The 20,233-nt window shown below is 70.3% G+C and carries 17 protein-coding genes and 2 pseudogenes; 6 read left to right on the top strand and 13 right to left on the bottom strand.

Annotated elements, in window-relative coordinates:
- Positions 1–95 precede the first annotated feature (95 nt).
- On the top strand, positions 96–680 hold the full coding sequence (locus tag OOK38_RS30550; protein WP_266755291.1) for a sigma-70 family RNA polymerase sigma factor: 585 nt from the start codon (positions 96–98) through the stop codon (positions 678–680).
- Positions 677–1,429 (top strand): anti-sigma factor, encoded by a 753-nt coding sequence (locus OOK38_RS30545; protein ID WP_266755292.1) that lies wholly within the window; start codon positions 677–679, stop codon positions 1,427–1,429. The genes OOK38_RS30550 and OOK38_RS30545 overlap by 4 nt, the downstream gene beginning before the upstream one ends.
- Before the next feature lie 126 nt (positions 1,430–1,555).
- Here OOK38_RS30545 and OOK38_RS30540 read toward each other — a convergent pair whose 3' ends face one another.
- The 6 genes from OOK38_RS30540 to OOK38_RS30515 form a co-directional block, all read right to left on the bottom strand.
- Positions 1,556–2,362 carry a DUF1295 domain-containing protein gene (locus tag OOK38_RS30540; protein WP_266755294.1) on the bottom strand — a complete coding sequence of 269 codons (807 nt, stop codon included), beginning with the start codon at positions 2,360–2,362 and terminating at the stop codon, positions 1,556–1,558.
- The gene (locus OOK38_RS30535) at positions 2,359–3,678 is read right to left on the bottom strand and encodes a cyclopropane-fatty-acyl-phospholipid synthase family protein (protein ID WP_266755295.1); all 1,320 of its coding nucleotides are present in this window, start codon (positions 3,676–3,678) and stop codon (positions 2,359–2,361) included. Before OOK38_RS30535 ends, OOK38_RS30540 begins: the two co-directional genes overlap by 4 nt.
- Entirely contained in the window at positions 3,675–4,943 is a 1,269-nt protein-coding gene (locus OOK38_RS30530) for a cyclopropane-fatty-acyl-phospholipid synthase family protein (RefSeq protein WP_266755296.1), read from the bottom strand. The genes OOK38_RS30535 and OOK38_RS30530 overlap by 4 nt, the downstream gene beginning before the upstream one ends.
- Complete coding sequence (locus OOK38_RS30525; RefSeq protein WP_266755297.1) at positions 4,940–5,671, bottom strand: DUF1365 domain-containing protein; 732 nt, start codon at positions 5,669–5,671, stop codon at positions 4,940–4,942. The genes OOK38_RS30530 and OOK38_RS30525 overlap by 4 nt, the downstream gene beginning before the upstream one ends.
- Positions 5,668–6,993, bottom strand: a complete 1,326-nt coding sequence (locus tag OOK38_RS30520; RefSeq protein WP_266755298.1) for an NAD(P)/FAD-dependent oxidoreductase — start codon at positions 6,991–6,993, stop codon at positions 5,668–5,670. Before OOK38_RS30520 ends, OOK38_RS30525 begins: the two co-directional genes overlap by 4 nt.
- Positions 6,994–7,146: 153 nt before the next feature.
- Positions 7,147–7,983 (bottom strand): MBL fold metallo-hydrolase, encoded by an 837-nt coding sequence (locus OOK38_RS30515; protein ID WP_266755300.1) that lies wholly within the window; start codon positions 7,981–7,983, stop codon positions 7,147–7,149.
- A 124-nt stretch (positions 7,984–8,107) separates the two neighbouring features.
- Here OOK38_RS30515 and OOK38_RS30510 point away from each other — a divergent pair, with 124 nt between their 5' ends.
- Complete coding sequence (locus OOK38_RS30510) at positions 8,108–8,710, top strand: TetR/AcrR family transcriptional regulator (protein ID WP_266755301.1); 603 nt, start codon at positions 8,108–8,110, stop codon at positions 8,708–8,710.
- Between the two features lie 183 nt (positions 8,711–8,893).
- Entirely contained in the window at positions 8,894–9,337 is a 444-nt protein-coding gene (locus OOK38_RS30505; RefSeq protein WP_266755303.1) for an SPW repeat protein, read from the top strand.
- Between the two features lie 507 nt (positions 9,338–9,844).
- On the opposite strand, the gene cydB is transcribed toward OOK38_RS30505, so the two are convergent.
- Complete coding sequence (gene cydB, locus OOK38_RS30500; RefSeq protein ID WP_266755305.1) at positions 9,845–10,885, bottom strand: cytochrome d ubiquinol oxidase subunit II; 1,041 nt, start codon at positions 10,883–10,885, stop codon at positions 9,845–9,847.
- Between the two features lie 27 nt (positions 10,886–10,912).
- On the bottom strand, positions 10,913–12,385 hold the full coding sequence (locus OOK38_RS30495; protein WP_266755307.1) for a cytochrome ubiquinol oxidase subunit I: 1,473 nt from the start codon (positions 12,383–12,385) through the stop codon (positions 10,913–10,915).
- A gap of 669 nt (positions 12,386–13,054) precedes the next feature.
- Here OOK38_RS30495 and OOK38_RS30490 point away from each other — a divergent pair.
- Entirely contained in the window at positions 13,055–13,294 is a 240-nt protein-coding gene (locus OOK38_RS30490; protein WP_266755308.1) for a hypothetical protein, read from the top strand.
- Between the two features lie 90 nt (positions 13,295–13,384).
- Here the strand turns inward: OOK38_RS30490 and OOK38_RS30485 are convergent.
- Positions 13,385–14,244 (bottom strand): IS5 family transposase gene (locus tag OOK38_RS30485; protein ID WP_266765546.1). Its coding sequence is split into 2 segments (ribosomal slippage): positions 13,385–13,890 and positions 13,890–14,244, totalling 861 coding nucleotides; the frame shifts between segments, so codons are not numbered across the junction.
- Between the two features lie 70 nt (positions 14,245–14,314).
- Between OOK38_RS30485 and OOK38_RS30480 the strand changes: the two are divergent.
- Positions 14,315–14,599, top strand: a pseudogene (locus OOK38_RS30480) (SDR family oxidoreductase); the annotation flags it as partial.
- Positions 14,600–14,741: 142 nt separating this feature from the next.
- On the opposite strand, the gene OOK38_RS30475 reads toward OOK38_RS30480, so the two are convergent.
- The 4 genes and pseudogenes from OOK38_RS30475 to OOK38_RS30460 form a co-directional block, all read right to left on the bottom strand.
- On the bottom strand, positions 14,742–16,322 hold the full coding sequence (locus tag OOK38_RS30475) for a GMC oxidoreductase (protein WP_266755310.1): 1,581 nt from the start codon (positions 16,320–16,322) through the stop codon (positions 14,742–14,744).
- 58 nt (positions 16,323–16,380) lie between these two features.
- Positions 16,381–16,878, bottom strand: a pseudogene (locus OOK38_RS30470) (cyclase family protein); the annotation flags it as partial.
- Positions 16,879–17,075: 197 nt separating this feature from the next.
- Entirely contained in the window at positions 17,076–18,899 is a 1,824-nt protein-coding gene (locus OOK38_RS30465; protein WP_266755312.1) for a glycoside hydrolase family 15 protein, read from the bottom strand.
- A 371-nt stretch (positions 18,900–19,270) separates the two neighbouring features.
- On the bottom strand, positions 19,271–20,038 hold the full coding sequence (locus OOK38_RS30460; protein WP_266765547.1) for a metalloregulator ArsR/SmtB family transcription factor: 768 nt from the start codon (positions 20,036–20,038) through the stop codon (positions 19,271–19,273).
- Between the last annotated feature and the right edge of the window lie 195 nt (positions 20,039–20,233).

Raw genomic sequence — 20,233 nt, 5'->3', positions numbered from 1 at the left:
CGGCCCGTCCGGATCTTTCCGGCCCCGGGCCAATCCGCCGCCCGACCGGCTTCGGATCACTTCCGAACCGTCAACGCGTCCTGGAGGACCACACCGTGAAGGAAGCCGTGGAGATCGGGAGAAGCCCGTCTGCGGAGCCGGACCTGCCGGATCTCATGGCCCGGGTCGCCCGGGGCGACCAGCAGGCGTTCGCCGCGCTCTACGACGTCGTGGCGGGACCCGTCCTCGGCATCGTGCGCCGGGTGCTGCGCGACCGGGCGCAGTCGGAGGAGGTCACCCAGGAGGTGCTGGTCGAGGTGTGGCGGACCGCCGCCCGCTACCGGCCCGAGCGCGGCTCGGTGACGAACTGGGTCCTCACCCTCGCCCACCAGCGGTCCGTGGACCGGGTGCGCTCGGTCGAGGCCTCGGCGGCGCGGGAGCACAAGGCCGCTCTCCTCGACCGGACGCCCGAGTTCGACGAGGTGATCGAGCAGGTCGAGGCGCGTCTGGAACGTGAGCAGGTGCGGCGCTGTCTGCGCACCCTGACGGAGCTCCAGCGCCAGTCGGTGACGCTGGCCTACTACCGCGGACTGACCTACCGGGAGGTGGCGGAGCTGCTCGCGCTTCCCCTCGGCACCGTCAAGACCCGCCTGCGCGACGGCCTGATCCGACTGCGTGACTGCCTGGGGGTGACGGCGTGACCACGACGGACCTGCACACACTGACCGGCGCGTACGCGCTGCACGCGCTGGCCGACGACGAACGTGAACGGTTCGAGCGGCACGCCGCGGACTGCGAGGCCTGTGCGCAGGAGGTCCGGGAACTGACCGCCGCGGCCGCGCGGCTTGGCCTGGCCGTCACCGCGTCGCCGGACCCGGCCCTCAAGGACCAGGTCATGCGGCGGATCACCACGGTCCGCCAGGAGGGGCCGCGCGCGATTCCGCTCACGGCGCCCCGACGCGCCGGCGCCCGCGGGCGCCGGCCCGCGCGGTGGGCGCTGGCCGCCGTCCTGGCCGCCGCTGCCGCGCTGGGCGGTACGGCGGCGTGGCAGCACGAGCGCGCCCAGGACGCCCAGGAGCAGGCCCGCCAGGCCGAGCGGCGTACGAACGAGGTGGCCGCGGTCCTCGCCGCCCCCGACGCCAAGGCACGTACGGCGACGCTGGGGGACGGCGCGACCGGAACGGTCGTGGTGTCCAAGAGCCGGGACCAGGCCGTGTTCATCGCGTCGCGGATGGCGAGGCCGCCGAGCGGCAAGGTCTACCAGCTGTGGTTCGCCGACGCGGGCGCCATGCGGTCCGCCGGGCTGATGGACCCCGGCCGCACCACCGAGGCCGTGCTGATGGAGGGCTCCGTCGACGGCGCGTCCGGCATGGGGATCACGGTGGAGCCGGCCGGCGGTTCGGCCGAGCCCACCTCCGGTCCGCTGGCTCTGCTGAATTTCCCCGCCTGAGCGTTCGTGCCCTCACCCCTGCACCGGTGAGGGCACGAGGTGCTCGCCGTACCGCCTGTGGGTCCCCTCCGGCGGGAGGGGACCCACAGGCGACGCCGCGGTGCCGAACGGGAAACTCCGGACCGCTCAGCCACGACGCTTCGGCGGCAGGGGAAAGAAGCCGCTGGTGCGCTCCGCGTACTCGCGGAAACCCGGACGCTCGGCCATGTGGCGTTCCAGCATCGGCTTTCCGCTTCCGTTGATGAGGAGGTAGCTCATCACCAGCGGTGACACCACCGACACCGCCGCCGACGGCGCGCTGTCGCAGGCGAGCAGGAACAGGCCCCACCACACGCAGAAGTCGCCGAAGTAGTTGGGGTGGCGGGTCCAGCTCCACAGTCCGCGGTCCATGACGCGGCCGCGGTGGGCGGGGTCGGCCTTGAAGCGGGCGAGCTGGGCGTCGCCCACGGCCTCGAAGAACAGGCCGACCGCCCACAGCGCGGTGCCCGTCCAGGCGAGGCCGGTCAGCGGCCCCGGCACGTACTGCGCGGCCTGGACCGGCAGCGACACCAGCCACACCAGCGCCCCTTGCAGGAGATACACCATGCGCAGGGCGTAGAGGTCACGGCTGCCGGGGGCCCTGGCCAGCAGGGCTTCGTAGCGCGGGTCCTCGCCGTGCCCCCGGCCGCGCCGCGCGATGTGCGCGGCCAGCCGCAGTCCCCACACCGAGGTGAGGACCGTGACCAGCACGCGCCGCGCGTCGTCGCCCTCCCCGGCGGACGCCAGGAACGTGACGAGGGCGACCGCGGTGAACCCGATCCCCCAGGCGACGTCCACGATCCGGTGCAGGCCCCTGCGTACGGCGACGGCGAAGGTGGCGAGCATGACGGCGAGCGCCGCGGCGGCCGCGAGAGCGAGGTTCTGGGCGAACGCGTCCCAGGGGAAGCCGCTCATCGCTCGTCCGTGTCCGGGTACCAGGCGCGCGGCACGGCGGGCATGCCGCTGACCCCGGCGGGGGTGGGCCGCACGCTCAGGATCTGATCGACGCCCATGCGGCGCTCCTCGAAGGCGAGCGCCCCGCCGACGAGGTAGAGCCGCCACACGCGCGCCGTCTCCTCCCCGACGAGCCGCACGAAGTCGTCCCAGCGCTCCTCCAGGGTGCGGTGCCAGGCCGCGACCGTCCGGACGTAGTGCTCGCGCAGCGATTCCACGGAGCGCACCTCGAGACCGGCGCCCTCCAGGAGTCCCACGGTCTCGCCCAGGGGCCGCATGTGCATGTCGGGGGCGATGTACGCCTCGATGAACGCGCCGCCGCCCGGGGCGACGGATCCCCGGGACATCTGCTGCACGAGAACGCGCCCCTGGGGACGCACCAGCCGGCGCAGGGAGGCGGCGAAGGCCGGGTACTCGGCGTCGCCGACGTGTTCGCCCATCTCGATCGTGGCGACCGCGTCGTAGGCGCCTCCCTCGATGTCCCGGTAGTCCTGGCACACCACGTCGACCAGGTGCTCCAGCCGGCGCTCCCGCACCTGCTCGCGTACGTACGCCGCCTGTTCCGCGGCCAGCGTGACCGCGGTGACCTGTGTCTTGTGCTCCTCGGCCGCGTACAGGGTGAGGGAGCCCCAGCCGCATCCGATGTCGAGGAGCCGGGCTCCCGGCACCAGACCGAGCTTGCGGCAGATCAGCTCCAGCTTGGCGCGCTGGGCGTCGGCGGGGCCGAAGGCGGGGTCGTCGCTCGTCCAGTAGCCGCTGGAGTAGGCCATGGTGTCGTCGAGGAGCAGGCGGTAGAAGGCGTTCGACAGGTCGTAGTGGTGGCTGATGGCGGCCCGGTCGCGGGACCTGCTGTGCAGGCCGCCGCGCAGGCGGGCCTGTGAGGCGGGGGTCGCGGGCCGGGGTCCGACCGCCCCGAGGCGCAGGGCCGCTCCGGCGGCGTGGGCCCGGTCGGCGAGGGTGAGCCGGGGTGTGTGCAGACCGCGTTCGCGTACGGCGCCCCACATCACCCGCAGGGCCTGTGCGAGGTCGCCCTCGACGTCAAGGTCGCGCGTGATGTAGGCCTGGGCCAGGCCCAGTTCCCCGGGCTGCCAGAGCAGCCGTCTGAGGGCGCGTCGTGAACGCACCACCACGACGGGGGTGCCGGGCGGTCCGGCCTCGCTGCCGTCCCAGGCGCGCAGCCGCAGCGGGAGCGGTCCGCCGAGCGCGTCCTCGGCCAGTGCGGCGAGCCGGTGGGCGGCGCCGCGTCGAGCGGTGCGGGCGGCGGGCGCGGTGCTCATGGGGTGGGGTCCTCCTTCGTGAACAGGTACTGCTGGACGTCCAGATAGCCGGAGCGGAACCCGGCTTCGGAGTAGGCGAGGTAGAAGGTCCACATGCGCCGGAAGGTCGTGTCGAAGCCGAGGGCGGCGACCTCGTCCGCCCGCTCGGTGAACCGTTCGCGCCACAGGCGCAGGGTCTCCGCGTAGTGCGCCCCGAAGGCGTCCCTGCGGGTGGTGCGCAGCGACGTGTGGGCGCGGGTCACCTCGTCCACCCCCTCCACGGAGGGCAGCAGTCCGCCGGGGAAGATGTACTTCTGGATCCAGGTGAAGGTGTCGCGCGAGGCGAGCATGCGGTCGTGCGGCATGGTGATCGCCTGGAGCGCGACGCGTCCGCCGGGGGCGAGCCGTGCGTCGAGGGTGGCGAAGTAGACGGGCCAGAACTCCTCGCCGACCGCCTCGACCATCTCGACGCTGACCACGGCGTCGTACGTGCCCCCGGCCTCGCGGTAGTCGCACAGTTCGACGCTCACCCGGTCGTCGAGTCCTGCCGCGCGTACCCGCTCGCGGGCCAGGGCCTGTTGCTCCCCGGAGAGGGTGAGCGAGGTGACCTGGGCGCCGCGCGCGGCGGCCCGTATCGCCAGTTCTCCCCAGCCGGTGCCGATTTCGAGGAGCCGGGTGCCGGGTCCGACCTCGGCGAGGTCCAGCAGGCGGTCGATCTTGCGGTGCTGCGCGGTGGCCAGCAGGGACCAGGTGGCGGGGAAGCCCCGGAAGAGGGCCGCCGAGTAGCTGAGGGTGTCGTCGAGGAAGAGCGCGAACAGGTCGTTGGACAGGTCGTAGTGGCGGCTGATGTTGTCGCGGGCGCCCGTCGGGGTGTTGCGCTGCACGTCGGGCCGGCTCAGAGCCCACAGTCCCCGCAGCTTCTGGAGCGGGGCCGGGATGAGCTGTGCCGCGTTCCCGGCCAGCACGGTGAGCGCGGCGACCAGGTCCGGCGCGTCCCACTCCCCCGCCATGTAGGACTCGCCGAAGCCGATGAGGCCCTGGGCGCCGATGCGGCGGTGGAAGGCGGCCGGGTCGTGGATCTCGATGACGGGGCCGCCCGCGCCGACGCGGGTTCCGTCGGCGAACCGTGCCTGCAGGGGCAGGCGTTCCAGCGCCCGGCGCAGCAGGGCCCGGGTGACGGCGGTGCGGGCCCGCGAGGTGTCCGGCGGCGTCACCACGTCCGGCCAGCGGTCCGGGTCGGTGTCCTGTCGTGGTGCCGCGACGGGGCAGGACTCGGCAGTCCTCATTTCACGTTCTCCTGGGCTCGGTGAGGGGTGCGGGGCTGGACGGGCAGTCCGCGCAGATACAGGCGGATGCCGTGCAGCCGGATGGCGGCGGACACGGCGGCGGTGGACCACGGGTTGCGCAGCGCCTGGCGCAGCAGCGCGCCGGCGGTCGCGGCCCGGCGGGTCCCGCGGACGGTGGCGGTGAAGGGCCGGGCACCCTCGCGTTCCAGATGGACCGTCAGGTCGAGCCGGCTGCCGGGCCTGGGCAGCCGCATCCGGTACGCGCCGTCGACGGGGAAGAAGGGCGAGACGTAGAACTCCTTGCGTGTCCGCGCGGTCCCGCTGCCGTCGGGGCGCAGCAGATAGGAGTGCCGTTCGCCGTAGGTGTTGTGCACCTCGGCCACGACGCAGCGCGCGGTGCCGTCCGGGTCGTGACACCAGTACAGGGTCAGCGGGTTGAAGACGTGGCCGAGGACCCGGGCGTGGGCGAGCATCACCACCGGGCCGCCGTGCAGGTCGACGCCGTGCGAGGCGAGGAAGCGGTCCAGGCCGGCCCGGATGCTCGGCTGGTCGCCGTCGAAGTGGTCGCGGGGATCGAACCGGGCCAACGGGCGCATGAGGTAGGGCAGTTCGGGCGGTCGGTCGGGGTCCGTCAGCCACATGTAGGTCCGGTGGCGGAGCCCGTACCGGGTGGGTGCGGTGCGTATGTGCGCGACGGTGCAGGGATAGAGGGCGGGGGTGTCGATCACCAGGTCACCCCCAGTGCGGCGGCGGCCTCGACGCCGGACCGGCAGCCGTCCTCGTGGAAGCCCCACCCGTGGTAGGCGCCGGCGTACGCGGTCACCGGGCCGTTGAGCGGCGGGAGTCGGCGTTGGGCCGCGACGGACTCGGGGGTGTAGACGGGGTGTTCGTACTCCATGCGGGCCAGGACCCGGGCCGGGTCGACGCGGTCCTGGCCGCCCAGGGTGACGACATAGGTCTCGGGCGCGTCCAGCCGCTGGAGGCGGTTCATGTCGTAGCTGACCCGGACCCGGTCCGCGTCGGTGTCGCAGTCCGGCATCAGGTAGTTCCAGGAGGCGCGGGCCCCGGTGGCGCGCGGCAGGAGTGCCGTGTCGGTGTGCAGGAGGGTGGTGTTGCGTGAGTAGCGGAAGGCTCCGAGCACCTCGCGCTCGGCCGGGCTGGGGTCCGCGAGCAGCCGCAGCGCCTGGTCGGGGTGGACCGCGATGACCACGGAGTTGTACGAGGCGGTGGTGCCGTCCTCGGTGGTGATCTCCACCCCGTCGGCGTGGCGGCGCACGGACCGGACCGGGGTGGAGGTGTGCACCGCGTCGAACTGTTTGGCCAGCTGGTCGACGTAGGAGCGGGAGCCGCCCGTCACGGTGCGCCAGACCGGCGAGTCGCCCACCGAGAGCATGCCGTGGTGCTCCATGAAGCGGAACAGATAGGCGGCGGGGTAGCGGCGGGCGGTGGCCGCGTCGCAGGACCAGACGGCGGAGACGAGCGGGGTCATGAAGTGCCGGGTGAAATAGGGCGAGAAGCGCTGCCAGGCCAGGAACTCGCCCAGGGTGAGGGTGTCTTCGCCGCCCTCGGCCAGCAGGCGGCGGGCGGCGCGGTGGAAGGCCGGCACCTCGGTGAGCATCCGCAGATAGGAGCCGCGCAGCGCGTTGCGCGGCCGGGCGAACAGTCCTGCGGGGCCGCGCGCGCCCGCGTACTCGAGTCCGCATCCTTCGCACCGCACCGACATGCTCATCTCGGACTCCTGGGTGGCGACGCCGAGTTCGGCGAACAGCCGCAGCAGGTTCGGGTAGGTGCGGTGGTTGTGCACGATGAAGCCCGAGTCGACGCGGTGCAGGCGTCCGTCGGACGAGGTCAGGTCGTGGGTGTGCGCGTGTCCGCCGAGCCGGTCGTCCGCCTCGTACAGCGCCACGGGCCCGACGCGGCTGAGCACGTGCGCGGCGGTGAGACCGGCCACTCCCCCGCCGATCACGGCCGTACGACGGCGCGCCCCCTGCCGTTCCCGCCCGGTGCGCCCGGCGCCGCTGTCCGAAGCGTCTGCGGACCTGTGCCTCATCGGTCTCCTCCCACCCGGCTCCTTGTCGGAGCTCTCGGAGGTATTCCGGAGCTGAGGCCTGAACGGATTGGCCGGGGAGCGATCATCCTTCGATCGGGTGAGGAGGCGGCCGGAGGATGCTCTGACCAGGGGACCGCGGGCGCCGGGCCGTCCTCACCGGCTGCCCGTGCCCTCCGCCCCGCCCGTGTACCGGGCCAGTTCCCAGGGGTCGTGGGCGCTGATGACGTCGACCTCGTCGCCGTGCAGGCGGACCAGTTCGCGCAGCCGGGCGTGGTTGGCGAGCCGCAGGGGCCGGTCCACCTCGGTGATCTGCTGGAGGATGTCCATGCCGGGATGGCCCTGGGGGCGGTCGGGGTCGATCTCGCGGTGGAAGTAGTAGGCGTCACCGCAGTGCAGGAGCCGGCGCCCGGCGTCCTCGACGGCAATCGCGCTGTGGCCCCGGGTGTGGCCGCCGAGCGGGACGAGCAGGATCTCCGCGTCCAGGCCCTCCAGCGGCCGGACCGCGTCGAACCCGAACCAGGGGTCCCCCGAGGGCTCCGCGTACGTGACCCAGTGCGGCCGGTGCGCCCACTGGGCCGGGCGGTAGCGGACGCGGTCCTCGGGGTGGGCGCCGGGTGCCGCCATGGCCGCGCGGTGCTCGGCCTCGCTCAGATGGACCTTGGCCCAGGGGAAGTCGGGCAGGCCGCCGGCATGGTCGAGGTCGAGATGACTGAGCACGATGTGCCGTACGTCCTCGGGCCGGAAGCCGAGGTTGGTGACCTGGTGCAGCGCGGTCTCGGCGAGGTCCAGGACCGGCTGGGCGCGGCCGAGGAAGTCCGCGCCGAGGTTCTCCTCGGGCCGTGCCACATCGGCCGTACCGATGCCGCTCTCGACCAGGACGAGGCCGTCGCGGTCCGTTTCGACGAGGAGACAGTGACACACCGCGGGGAGGCTTCCCTCCGCGCTGTCGATCGTTCGCAGGGAACCGCAGTTCAGGTGGTGGATCTTCACGGATGAGTCCCTTCGGGCGTCCGTGGATGCCCCCTGGCACCGGCACGGAGCTGTACTGGGGCTCGCTATAGATAACGAACGTTCGTAAGCTAATAGCGAACGGTCGTTAGGTTAAGCTGGCCGCATGAGTCCGCGCAAGTCCGTCGCCGAAACCGCCGCCACCCGCGACCGGATCATCGGGAGCGCCCTCGCACTGGCCTCCGCCGAGGGCCTCGAAGGCCTCACCATCGGGCGCCTCGCCACCGATCTGACGATGAGCAAGGCCGGCGTGATCGGCCACTTCGGCAGCAAGGAGGCCCTCCAGCTCGCCGTACTGGACGCGGCGGTCGAGCGGTTCCGGCTACGGGTCCCGGCACGGGCCGTCGGGGCCAGGCCCGGCACGGAGCGGCTGACGCGCGCCTTCGAGGAGTGGATCGCCTACATGGCCGAGGACGAAGGGCACGGGGGCTGCTTCCTCACCTCGGTGGCGAGCGAGTTCGACGGCCGCCCCGGCCCGGTCCGCGACGCCGTCCTGGCCGCGCTGGACGCGTGGACGGCGTACGTCTCGGCGGAACTGACCACGGCGGTCGAGACCGGCCAGCTTCCCGAGCGCACCGATGTGGACCAGCTCGTCTTCGAGCTGGGCGGAGTGATCCTCGCGGCCGACCAGTCGATCCAGCTGCACCGCGACCCACAGGCGCCGACCCGGGCACGCCGCGCCATCGCCCGCCTGCTCATCGCCCCCTGACACGGCCTCGCGGGCCCGGCGGAGCCACGGGTCCGCCGGTCCGGTCGCCCGCATCGTCAGGTAAGCGACACCTCTACACATAAGGATGAAATAAGCGCAGAATGGTGGTGCGCGGCGCCGACCGCGCGGTGCTTCGGGCGCGGTCGGGCCGTGGAGATCGGACCAGATCGAAGGAGACGAGTCATGGCCGACGTCTCACATGCCGGTGGCGACATCACCAGCCACCCGGATGCATCCGAGATGCGCGCGCGGTACGAGCGCGTGATCGGTGGTCGCGACGTGGCGCTCGTGGACGGGCCGGTGTTCCTGCTCGGCCTGTACTGCGCCGTGTCCCCGTGGGTACTCCACTACACGACGAGCCAGCCCGACCTGGCGACGCACAACCTGATCATGGGAATCGCGATCGGCGTGCTGGCTCTTGGATTCACCGTCACGCCGGGGAGGATGTACGGCCTGAGCTGGGCGATCTGCGCGATGGGCACCTGGATGATCATCTCGCCGTGGATCGTCGGCAACAGCCCGGACACCGGAGTCGCGCTCAACAGCATCATCATCGGCGCCCTGGCCGTCGTCCTCGGCGCCCTGTGCGCGCTCACGGCGAACAGAAGCAGCGGCAACCGGTTGTAACCCCCCTCCCCCCGGGGCCAAGGACCGGGGACCCGGTGTCCGCAAGGCTTTGACGGAAGCAATACGGAGGGCGATCCGGCGCGCTCGCCCCCGCCATTTGCACGCACAGACGCATACGCCTGCCCCTGATCCATTGGCAACCAGAGGTGGCCGGAATCGCGACCGGCATCCCCTGCGGATCCAGAAGGAGACCCTGAGCCGCGAGCAGATCGACCGTCTGAGCCAGGACATCGCCGACGCGTGCCGCACCTTGGACGACAAGGGTGCGACCCATGGGAACGAGCGGACCAGATCCACCGCGGCACCGGCTGCTGACGCACGCGGCGGTCAACAACTTGGTCTCTGAGTCCTTCCCTTACCGGGAAGGACTCAGTGGCGCCCGATGCGTGGCCGGCCCCTGATGGGACCTTGGGGGCGAGCCGACAAGATCAGTCTCTGCCTGCGAGCCCAACAGCGCCGGGCTGGATGAGCCGAGATACAGCGATCCGCATCACGAACGCGCCGGGCTCATTGGTCCGGCCTGCCCGTGGACGGCGTAGCAGGCTGTCCCTGCGTGGGGAAATGGTCGGCGGAGATCCTCTGGCGGAAGACGTGGTAGGTCCAGCCCTGGTAGCAGAGGACGACAGGGAGCAGGACGAGGACGACCACGGTCAGGACCTTGAGGGCGTAAGGGCCGGACGCGGTGTTGTGGACGGTCAGGTCGAAGGCGCCGCTCGTGCTGGAGACCATGACCCTGGGAAAGAGCTCGGCGAAGAGTGACGCCACGGTCGCGGCCATCGCCAGAGTCGTGGCGCCGAACGCCCAGCCGTCGTGGCCGCCGCTGATCAGCCAGGCCGCGGCGACGACGGCCAGGACGGCGGCGAGTTCGGCGAGGTTGAGGAGGATGCCGCCGCCCGCGAGCGAGCGTGTCCAGAAGACGAAGGCGAGGACCACCAGGCCGGCGGGCACGGCGATGCGGCGGGCGAGCCTGCGGGCCTTCTCGCGGATGTCCCCGCTGGTCTTCAGCGCGAGGAAGGTCGCGCCGTGCAGGAGGCAGAGGGCGGTGAGGGTGATGCCGGTGAAGATGCCGTAGCCGGTGAAAAGGTCGGCGAAGGTGCCCTCGTACTCCTGGTCGCGGCCGATGGGTACGCCGTGCAGCAGGTCGCCGAGGGCGATGCCGAGCACCAGGGGCACGGTCACGCTGCCGACGGTCAGCAGGACCGTCCAGCTTCGTCGCCATCGCACGCTGTCGACCCGCCCGCGGTACTCGATGGCGATGCCGCGGACGATGAGTCCGGCCAGCAGCAGGACAAGGGCGAGGTAGAAGCCGGAGAACAGGGTGGCGTACCAGCCGGGGAAGGCGGCGAACATCGCGGCACCGGCGGTGACCAGCCAGACCTCGTTGCCGTCCCATACGGGTCCGATGGTGTGAAGAACGGCCTGGCGGCTCGATTCCTTGCGGGAGAGCAGTCCGTGGAGCATGCCGACTCCGAGATCGAAGCCCTCCAGGACGAAGAAGCCTGTCCACAGCACGGCGACGAGGATGAACCAGAGGGTGGTGAATGCCATCGCGGGCCTTCCGGGTGGCTCGTGACCTCAGTAGGTCATCTCGGTTGCGGGCTGGTCGTCCTGGTGCAGGGGGCCGGTGCCCTTGCGTGTGTGGCGCGTCATCAGCACGGCCGCGATCACGGCCATCGCGGCGTAGAGGAGGAAGAAGGCCACGATGCTGATGGCGACCTCGGTGGTGCTGACGGAGGAGGAGACCCCGTTCTTCGTCAACTGGATGCCTTGCACGATCCAGGGCTGGCGTCCGTTCTCGGTGAGGAGCCAGCCGGAGGTGTTGATGAGGAACGGCAGCACCACGGCCCACACCGCCGCGGTCAGGAACCAGCGTGAGCGGGTGAGCCGTTCGCGGCGCAGCAGCCACAGACCCCACACTCCGAGGAGGAGGGCGAGCGAGGCGAGGTAGGCCATGACACGCATCGACCAGTACTGGATGAAGACGTTGGGCACGTAGTCGCCCGGCCCGTAGGCCTTCTGGTACTGGCTGTTGACCTCGTTCAGTCCGAGAACCTTGCCGTTCCAGTGGTTGGTGGCCAACAGGGACAGCAGGTGGGGGATTTCCAGGATCTGCGTGGGTGTCTGGTCGTTGTTGCCGCCGCCGATCTGGAAGAGGGAGAAGGAGCAGGGCTGGCAGGTCTCCCACTGCGCCTCGGCCGCTGCGATCTTCATCGGCTGGTACTTGCCCTCGGTCACGCCGAGTTCACTCCCGACGAGCATGGCGAACATCAGGGCCGGCACGAGGACGAACAGCGACAGACGGGCTGACAGCCGGAAGCCGGCGGCCTCCCCCTTCATCGCCGTCGGGTCGTCCTGGCCTTGGGACTGGGTCTGGGCTTGGGACTGGGTCTGGTCCTCGGTGCCGCCCTTGTCATCGCGAAGGGCCTTGCGCAGGTGCCAGGCGGAAACGGAGAGCATGACCATCGAACCGGTGACCAGTGCGGCCAGCAGTACGTGCAGGTAGCCGCGGAGGAAGACGGGGTTGGTGAACAGCGCCCAGACGTCATCGAGCTGCGGGCGGCCGGTGGACGGGTCGACCTGGTAGCCGACCGGGTGCTGCATCCACGAGTTCGCGGCCATGATGAACAGCGCGGACAGTGCGCTGCCCCCTGCTACCGCCCAGATCGTCGCCAGATGGACGCGCTTTGACAGCTTGTCCCAGCCGAAGATCCACAGCCCGAGAAACGTCGACTCCAGGAAGAACGCGGCGAGGCCCTCCATCGCCAGAGGCGCCCCGAACACATCACCGACGGTGCGGGAGTAGCCCGACCAGTCCATGCCGAACTGGAACTCCTGGACCAGGCCGGTCACCACGCCGACGGCGACGTTGATCACCAGCAGGGTCCCGAAGAACCGCGTCAGCCGCAGGTACGCGACCTGCCCGCCGCGGTACCAGGCGGTCTGGAGCGTCGCGGTCAGCAGGCTGAGCCCGATGGTGACCGGGACGAACAGGAAGTGGTAGATCGACGTCATCGCGAACTGCAGCCGCGCCAAGTCCAGCTGACTCATCTGTCCTCATCCATCGCATCGCACCGCACCGCAGCGCAGGCTGATTTCGCCGCCCAAGACAAACAGACTGGTTCCCGGGTGGCCGACAAACCGCGCTCCCGGAGGCCAGTGGCCATCCGTTCGGGGTATTCGCTCGCTCCGGAACGCCCGGAGTTGCGTGCGGACGGCGACCGCGTGCGGCCGATGGCATCTTGCGCGTGCCCGCCGGGGGCAGCTCGCAGGTCGGGATGCCCGCGCAAACAGAACGGGCGCAAGACATCTCCGTCGCCCGGGCCGTCGACGTCCTTGCCTGACGGCGAGGCAGACGGTCCGGGTCACCCGGACGGCTCCGTGGCGGTGCGTGCCGAACGTGGGTGTAGTGGATTGGATCTCGGAGAGCCCGTCTCGTGACCACGGTTGGCCTGGGCACGCGGCGGGCTCGGCGGAGTTCTGAAGACGACCCTCGTCAGCGTCCAGCCGGGCGCCGCTCGGTTCCAAGAGCCCCGTAGGCGGGGGGGGGAGGTCTTGTGGACGCGCTGGAACCCCACGGGCCACAAGGCTTACGAGGAGGGCGACCGCCATGACGGACGAGGACATTCTCCTGGGCATCGCCCGCCCTCGCCTCCGTCGTCATCAAGGACAACGTGCAGGGGCCCGTCTACCGGGTGGGGCCACCGAGGGAGCCACGGCGTGGTCGCCCCCTACACCGGCGGCGACATCCTCTTCGGTCGCGCGCTCGTCCGGCACCGCCTGGCGGCACGCTACGAAATGGGCGCGCGCTTCCACGTCCAGCCCGGCTCCCAGCCGATCCCCGCGGACCGCGACATCCTGTTGGTGGTCCGCGCCGACGGCCAGCTCGCCCCGGTCACGGGAAACCAGACGATCACACCGCTGCCGGGCGACACCGCTGTCCTGATGGGCTCCGTATGACCTCGTGGGCCATCCGCTTCCGGCTACGGCAGTACGCCAAGGCGAGTCTGTGGATCGTGCCGCTGTTCGGGCTCGTACTAGGGTCCGTCTTCAAACGAGTCTTGCCCAGAGCAGGAATGACGCGAGACTGACCGCTGCTTCGTAGGAGGTGGCGGTCTTGTCGTATCTGGTGGCGATGCCTCGGAAGCCTTTGAGCCGGTTGAAGCAGCGTTCGACGACGTTGCGCCGACGGTAGATCTGCCGGTCGAATGCCGGTGGCCGGCCTCCGCGGCGGCCGCGGTTGTGGCGGTGTTGCTGCTGGTCGTTCTTCTCCGGGATGGTGCAGGCGATGCCGCGTTTGCGCAGGTAGGCGCGAAAGCCTCGGGAGCTGTAGGCCTTGTCGGCGATGACCTGGTCGGGCCGGCAGCGGGGACGCCCAAGGCCGGTGCGCGGGACCCGGATCCGTTCCAGGAGGGGGCGTGCGCAGATGCTGTCGTGGCGTTGGCCTGGTGTCAGCAGGATGGCGAGGGGCCGCCCGCGGCCGTCGCAGGCAAGGTGGATTTTGGTGGTCAGTCCGCCTCGGGATCGGCCGAGGGCGTGATCGTCCGGTTCGTCCGGCCGGTGGATCCCCTTTTTCTGCCGGTGGCGGCGGCGTGCTGGTGAGCACGCACGATGGTGGAGTCGATCTGCACGAGCCAGTCGATGTCGCCGGCCGCGTCCGCGTGGGCCTGGATCTGCTGGAGAGCCCGGGTGAACACGCCGTCCAGCGCGTAGCGGCGAAAGCGGGTATAGACCGTCTTCCACGGTCCGTAGCGTTCCGGCAGGTCACGCCAGGAGACCCCGGTCCGGATCTTGTAGACCATCCCGTTGACGACCTGCCGGTCCTCCACGCGCGGACGACCTGTCGCGGCCCGCGGTATGAGTGGAGCGAGCAACTCCCATTCCTGATCGGTTAGTTCATGGCGACGTATCACCTCACCATGATCCACCAATCTGATGATCTTTGAAGACGGACCCTAGGAGTCGCCCTGGCCGAGGCGTCTTCCGCTGATGATGCAGACCCTGGCGCAGGAGTTGGGGCCAAGGGACATCAAGGTCAACGCCGTCGCACCCGGTGCCCTCGGCACCCCGATCAACCGCAGCGCCTGGGAGACCCCCGAGGCCTACCTGCTCAAGCTGATCCCGTACCGCCGGGTCGGCGACCCTGAAGACATCGCCCACGCGGCGACTGTGCTTGCCTCCGACTCCATGGACTACGTGGCCAGCTCCACGATCTATGTGGACGGCGGCATGACGCTCTTTCCTGGCTTCGGTACCGGCGGCTGATTCGGTCGTTGCCAGGCCGCTCGACCTGCGCGCCGACCGTCCTCGGCGCGGCCTTCGCCACCACGGAAGAGATTGTCCTTCTACGGGCTTTCGCACCGCTGCCGCGCCGACTTCGACGGCGCGGCAGCGGTGCGCGCTGTGTTCAGCCAAGGCGTTCCGCGATGCGGTCGCCGACCCGCATGGCGTTGGCGATGGCTGTCAGCGAGGGGTTCACCGCACCGATGCTCGGGAAGAAGCTGGTGTCGACGACGTAGAGGTTGTCCAGGTCGTGGGCCTTGCAGTCGACGTCGAGGGCCGAGGTCCGCGGGTCGGTGCCGAAGCGCACGGTGCCGGCCTGGTGGGCGGTGGCGCCGATCGGCATGCCCTTGTGCAGATAAAGACTGTGCGGCAGCAGGTGGTGGGGGTGCATGCCCAGATGGCCGAGCATCTTCTGGAGCTTGTGCTGAAGACGCTTCAGCCCTTCGGTGTTGTTCTTCTCGTCCAGGCTGAGGTGGATGTCACCGTCGTCGTCGAGGGTGACGCGGTTGTCGGGGTGGGGCAGATCCTCGCCGCACAGCCAGAAATCCACGGCATGGTGGGCCAGCACCGCGAACGGAAGGTCCGGCGAGGCCATGCCCGCCCACCGCGGCGCCTCGCCCCGGATCTGATCGGTGTCCGACTTGCCGAGCATCTGGATGCCGCCCAGCGGGAAGTCCCAGTCGTCCGCGCCCAGGTACCAGTCGTTCAGGGCAAGGGTCTTCTGGAACTGGGTGTCGTTGGGCTCCTTCGACACCGCCATCAGCGCGAGGTTGTTGTGCCGCATGTAGTGGCGGCCCACCACCCCCGAGCCGTTGGCCAGGCCGTCCGGATGGTGATCGTTCGCCGAACGCAGCAGCAGCGCAGCGGAGTTGACGGCACCACAGGCCACCACAACGATGTCTGCCGAGTACGCCACGGTCGTCCCGTCGGCGAGTTCGACGATCACCTTGTCGACGCTGCGGCCGTTCGGACCGGTCTCCAGCTTGCGCACGTCGGCCCCGGTGATCATCGTGACGTTGTCGTGCTCCAGGGCCGGGTCGACACAGATGACCTGGGCGTCGGCCTTGCCCTGCACCAGGCACGGGAATCCGTCGACCCGGTTGCAGCGGATGCACACGCTTCCATGGGCCGCGTTTCCTTGGGCGTCCTGGGTGAGGTCGACGCCGATCGGCAGGTGGAAGGGGTGCAGACCCTGCTTCTCCAGGTCGTCGCTGAGCTGCTGGATCCGCGGCTCGTGCAGCACCGGCGGGTACGCGTACTGGGCGCTGACCGGCCCCTCGCTCGGATCCTCGCCGTGGTGGCCGTGCACCAGGTACAGGTGCTCGGCCTGGGTGTAGTAGGGCTCCAGATCCTCGTAACGGATCGGCCACGCCGGGGAGATGCCACCGTGGTGCTGCAACTCACCGAAGTCCTCGGGGCGCAGGCGGAACAGCGCGGCACCGTAGAACTTGGTGTTCCCGCCGACGTAGTAGTTGACCTCGGGCGGGAACTTCTCGCCGTGCTTGTCGTACCAGAATTCCGGGGCGCGGTATTTGCCCTTGACGAAGACCGCGGTCGACTCCCAGTTGTCCCGCTCGCGAGGCAGGTATCCGCCGCGTTCGAGGATGAGGACACGTTTACCGGTAGGAGCGAGGCGGTGGGCGAGCGTGCCGCCGCCTGCTCCAGTGCCGATGACAATGACGTCGTAGTGCTCGGTTCCTGCCATGGGTAGGCCTCGGATCATGGGGGGACGGGTACGGGCGGGGGATCAGCCGGCTCGCAGGTCAGAGGATGGCGATGGGGTCGACGGGGGAACCGGTGGCCGCGGGGAGCCGCAGGGGCGTGACCACGCAGAGGAACGACCAGCGGTCCGCCTCCTCGCACAGCGGCACCAGGTCCTCGAACTGCAGGTAGTCCATGAAGTGCACCCCGAGGGCGTGGATGCCCAGCACGTGCACGGGGAAGTCGACACCCTCGCTGAGACTGGGGGCCGTGTCGTTGTTGCCGTCGCTGCCCAGTACGGCGACCCGGCGCTCGGCCAGGAACTCCATCGCGTCCGGATGCAGGCCGGCCCGGCTGCGCGAGGCGTCCCACGGCCCTGCCTCCTCACGCCTGCGGCGGTGGCCGACCCGCACGAGCAGGATGTCTCCGGTCTCGACCCGCACGCCCTGGGCGGCCTCTGCGGCCCAGAGGTCATCGGCGGTGACGTGGTCGCCCGGCTCGAGCCACGGAACTCCCCGCAGGCGCGGGATGTCGAGCAGGACGCCACGGCCGACAAGCCCAGGCGCACCCCGCCCGCCGCGGCCAGGATCGTCGTCGGTGTGATGCCGGCCAGCGCCCCGCGGCCGCCGGTGGAGAGCGGGGATCCGACTGCTTCCGCCTGTTGGCGCAGCCGCGCGTACAGGGCATCGAAGTCGGCTCGGCTCTGCGGGCGGCCATCGGAGCGGGGAGCGCCCTACCCGGCTGTCCGTGCCCCGGCTCAGTCACGCTGACGCGCCCTGTCGATGGCCTCGTCCAGGGTCGACGCCGCCATGATGAGCGACAAATGGGTGAACGCCTGTGGGAAGTTGCCGAGTTGCTCGCCGCTCGGGCCGATCTCCTCGGCGAACAGGCCGACATGGTTGGCGTAGGTGTGCATCTTCTCGAAGGTGTAACGCGCCGGACGGATCCGCCCGGCCCGGGCCATGGCATCGACGTAGAGGTAGGTGCAGAGGCTGAAGGTGCCCTCCGAACCGCGCAGGCCGTCCGGTGAGGCGGCCGGGTCGTACCGGTACACGAGGCTGTCCGAGACGAGCTTGCGCTCCATGGCGTCCAGGGTGGAGAGCCAGCCGGGGCTCTTCGCGGAAAGAAATCCCACGCGCGGGATCAGCAGGAGTGAGGCGTCCAGAACGTCCCCGCCGTAGTGCTGCACCAGAGCCTGCTCGGACTGACTCCAGCCCTTGTCCATCACCTGTTCGAGGATGCTGTCACGGGCGTTGCGCCAGCGCGGGATGTCGGCGGGCCGGCTGAGTTCGGTCGCCAGACGCAGGCCCCGGTCGAAGGCGACCCAGCACATCACCCGGCTGAACGTGAAATCGTTGCGGCCCCCGCGCGTCTCCCAGACTCCCTCGTCCGGACGGTCCCAGTTGTCGGACAGCCAGTCCAGCGTCCGGGCGAGCCCCTTCCAGCCGTGGTAGCCCAGCTCCTCGCTGACGTCCATGCCTTCGGCCATCCCGTAGATGGCCTCGCCGTAGATGTCGAGCTGCAGCTGGTCGGCGGCGGCGTTCCCGGCGCGTACCGGATACGAGCCGCGGTAGCCCTCCCAATGGTCGAGGATCTCCTCGGTGAGGTGGGGGTCCCCGTCGACCCGGTACATGATCTGCAGGCGCTCACCGGGCAGGTCCGCCCGGTCGCGCATCCGCTCCCCCAGCCACTTGGTGAACGCCGACGCCTCCTCGGCAAACCCGAGGTCGAGCAGGGCCCGCACCGAGAGCGACCCGTCCCGCACCCACGAGTACCGGTAGTCCCAATTTCGCTCACCGCCGACCTGCTCCGGCAGGCCCATGGTGGCGGCGGCGACCGGCGCACCGGTCGGGTGGTAGGTCAGGAGCTTGAGCGTGATGGCGGAGCGGTTCACCATCTCGGCCCAGCGCCCCCGGTAGTGGGAGGTGTGCAACCACTTCTGCCAGAAGTCCACCTCACGCCACAACGCGTCCGTCACGCCCTCGACCGAGAGCGGAGGCGGCGCCTCTCCGTCGACGGCGCACGTCGTGAACACGGCGACGGCCGACTCGCCGACTCCGAGACTGACCGAGCCCCTCACGTCCTGCCCGTCCCGCACCAGCGGGAAGGACGCCTGCAGGTGGCCCGCGATCCCAGGGCCCCGGAACACTGCCTCCTGGGGCCGCAGATCGAGCTCGTGGTCGGCCCGGCCGTAGTCGAACCGCGGCCTGCACTCCAGAACGAACCGCACGGTGCCGCGCACCACCCGAATGACCCGCATCAGGCTGTGCCGGTCGGTGGGGGTCCGGCTGGTGATCGCCGGCATCCAGTCGATGACCTCGCCGACACCCTCCGGTGACATGAACCGCGTGACCAGCACGCCGGTGTCCGGGTAGTACAGCTGTTTGCACGACACGTCCGCGTGCTCCGGAGCCAGCCGGAAGTAGCCGCCGCCGTCGTGATCGAGCAGCGAGGCGAAGACACTGGGCGAGTCGAACCTCGGCGAGCAGAACCAGTTCACCACGCCCTGGGAGGACACCAGGGCGGCGGTCTGCAGATCGCCCACCAGACCGTGGTTGGCGATCGGGGGATAGCGGTCCATGAGCGTCCAATCCGGGAGGTTTCGACGCGATCCACTATCTGGCAAGCGATATGTCGGCGCCTCTCGGAGCCTCGGACGGCCCAATCGGAGCGTGGGTGACGGTGCGCGAGACTCGGCGAGCCCGTCACCCGACCGCACATGAGAACTCTTGTGGCACCCCTCGGCCGAAGGCCTGGAGAACGCCACCGAACGATGTCGGGGGAGCCGGCATTTGCCCGTCCGTATCCCCTGCCGCAGCTCAGGCCCCGGAGCAAGCCCTGGATGCACTCAGTTTCCCGAGCCGAGTGCCTGGAGAGGCTTCCCGGCGGCCGAGAGCGGCGAGGGAGTGGTTCCCCTGAACCAATAGCTCGCTCAGGGTGCCTGCGCCCGCTTCAGCGACTCGGCATCAGCCACGGCTCCTGAGGCAGCGGACTCCCCGTCTCCAGCAGGGACTTCAGGTTGGACAGCACCGCGGCCCAGCCGGAGCCGGCGTCGCGCAGCGCACCCTCGTCGGGCAGATCCTCGTGCGTCACCGTCAGCCGGACGATGTCGGCGTGCGGCTGGATGCCGAAGGTGACGCGGGAGTACTTGTCCGCGTCGCCCTCGTCCTCGGGAGAGGCCCAGGTGGTCACCAGGCGGGTCGGCCGCTCGCTCTCCACGACGGTCCCGATCACGTCAGCGACGCCGGAGCCGTCCGTACGCCGGTGCTCCCAGCGGGACCCGGCGCGCCAGTCCGAGACATTGCTGTGGCCCCAGTAGGCGGCCGTGAGGTCGGCGTCGGTGAGCGCGTCCCAGACCTTCTCGGGCGTGCTCCGGATGTAGGTGACGTAGACGAAGTTCGGCTTGTCGGTCATGGCTTCCTCGGCTCGTTCCTTCAGAGCGCTGAGCGCGCGCAGCCGCGGGCGCTCGAACTTGTCGATCCACCGCTCCTGGATCTCGTGGAGCGGCACCGGATTGAGGTAGTGCAGCTTTTCCCGTCCCCGCCGCACGGTGCTGACGAGGTTGGCGGCCTCCAGGACGGCCAGGTGCTGCGTCACCGACTGACGGGTCATCTCGATGTGTTCGCACAGCTCGCCGAGCGTCTGGCCGCGGTGCCCGTGGAGTCGGTCGAGGAGCCGCCGCCGGGTCCCGTCCGCGAGCGCCTTGAAGACCTGGTCCATTCCGGAGTCGCTCTCTGTTCGCACACTCAAAGTTATGCAGGCAATTGCCTGCATGTCAAACGCCGAGGAATCCGAGTCCCGGCCGGCCTCATGCCGATGGACTCATCCCGAGGGGCGAGCGGCCCGACGGGACGGCCTACGGGGCCGGTGCCCGGCCGGTGACAGTGACAGTGATGAAGACGTGGACGTAGAGGT

The sequence above is a fragment of the Streptomyces sp. NBC_00568 genome, assembly GCF_026341855.1.
GTDB lineage: Bacteria > Actinomycetota > Actinomycetes > Streptomycetales > Streptomycetaceae > Streptomyces.
Note: the sequence above shows the minus strand (reverse complement) of the source record. Positions and strands in the feature narration are given on the sequence as shown.

Excerpts from the sequence above, each read along its gene's own strand:
- OOK38_RS30540 (WP_266755294.1), bottom strand. The coding sequence starts at position 2,362 with ATGAGCGGCTTCCCCTGGGACGCGTTCGCCCAGAACCTCGCTCTCGCG.
- OOK38_RS30535 (WP_266755295.1), bottom strand. The coding sequence starts at position 3,678 with ATGAGCACCGCGCCCGCCGCCCGCACCGCTCGACGCGGCGCCGCCCAC.
- OOK38_RS30530 (WP_266755296.1), bottom strand. The coding sequence starts at position 4,943 with ATGAGGACTGCCGAGTCCTGCCCCGTCGCGGCACCACGACAGGACACC.
- OOK38_RS30520 (WP_266755298.1), bottom strand. The coding sequence starts at position 6,993 with ATGAGGCACAGGTCCGCAGACGCTTCGGACAGCGGCGCCGGGCGCACC.
- OOK38_RS30510 (WP_266755301.1), top strand. The coding sequence starts at position 8,108 with ATGAGTCCGCGCAAGTCCGTCGCCGAAACCGCCGCCACCCGCGACCGG.
- OOK38_RS30505 (WP_266755303.1), top strand. The coding sequence starts at position 8,894 with ATGGCCGACGTCTCACATGCCGGTGGCGACATCACCAGCCACCCGGAT.
- cydB (WP_266755305.1), bottom strand. The coding sequence starts at position 10,885 with ATGGCATTCACCACCCTCTGGTTCATCCTCGTCGCCGTGCTGTGGACA.
- OOK38_RS30495 (WP_266755307.1), bottom strand. The coding sequence starts at position 12,385 with ATGAGTCAGCTGGACTTGGCGCGGCTGCAGTTCGCGATGACGTCGATC.
- OOK38_RS30475 (WP_266755310.1), bottom strand. The coding sequence starts at position 16,322 with ATGGCAGGAACCGAGCACTACGACGTCATTGTCATCGGCACTGGAGCA.
- OOK38_RS30465 (WP_266755312.1), bottom strand. The coding sequence starts at position 18,899 with ATGGACCGCTATCCCCCGATCGCCAACCACGGTCTGGTGGGCGATCTG.
- OOK38_RS30460 (WP_266765547.1), bottom strand. The coding sequence starts at position 20,038 with ATGGACCAGGTCTTCAAGGCGCTCGCGGACGGGACCCGGCGGCGGCTC.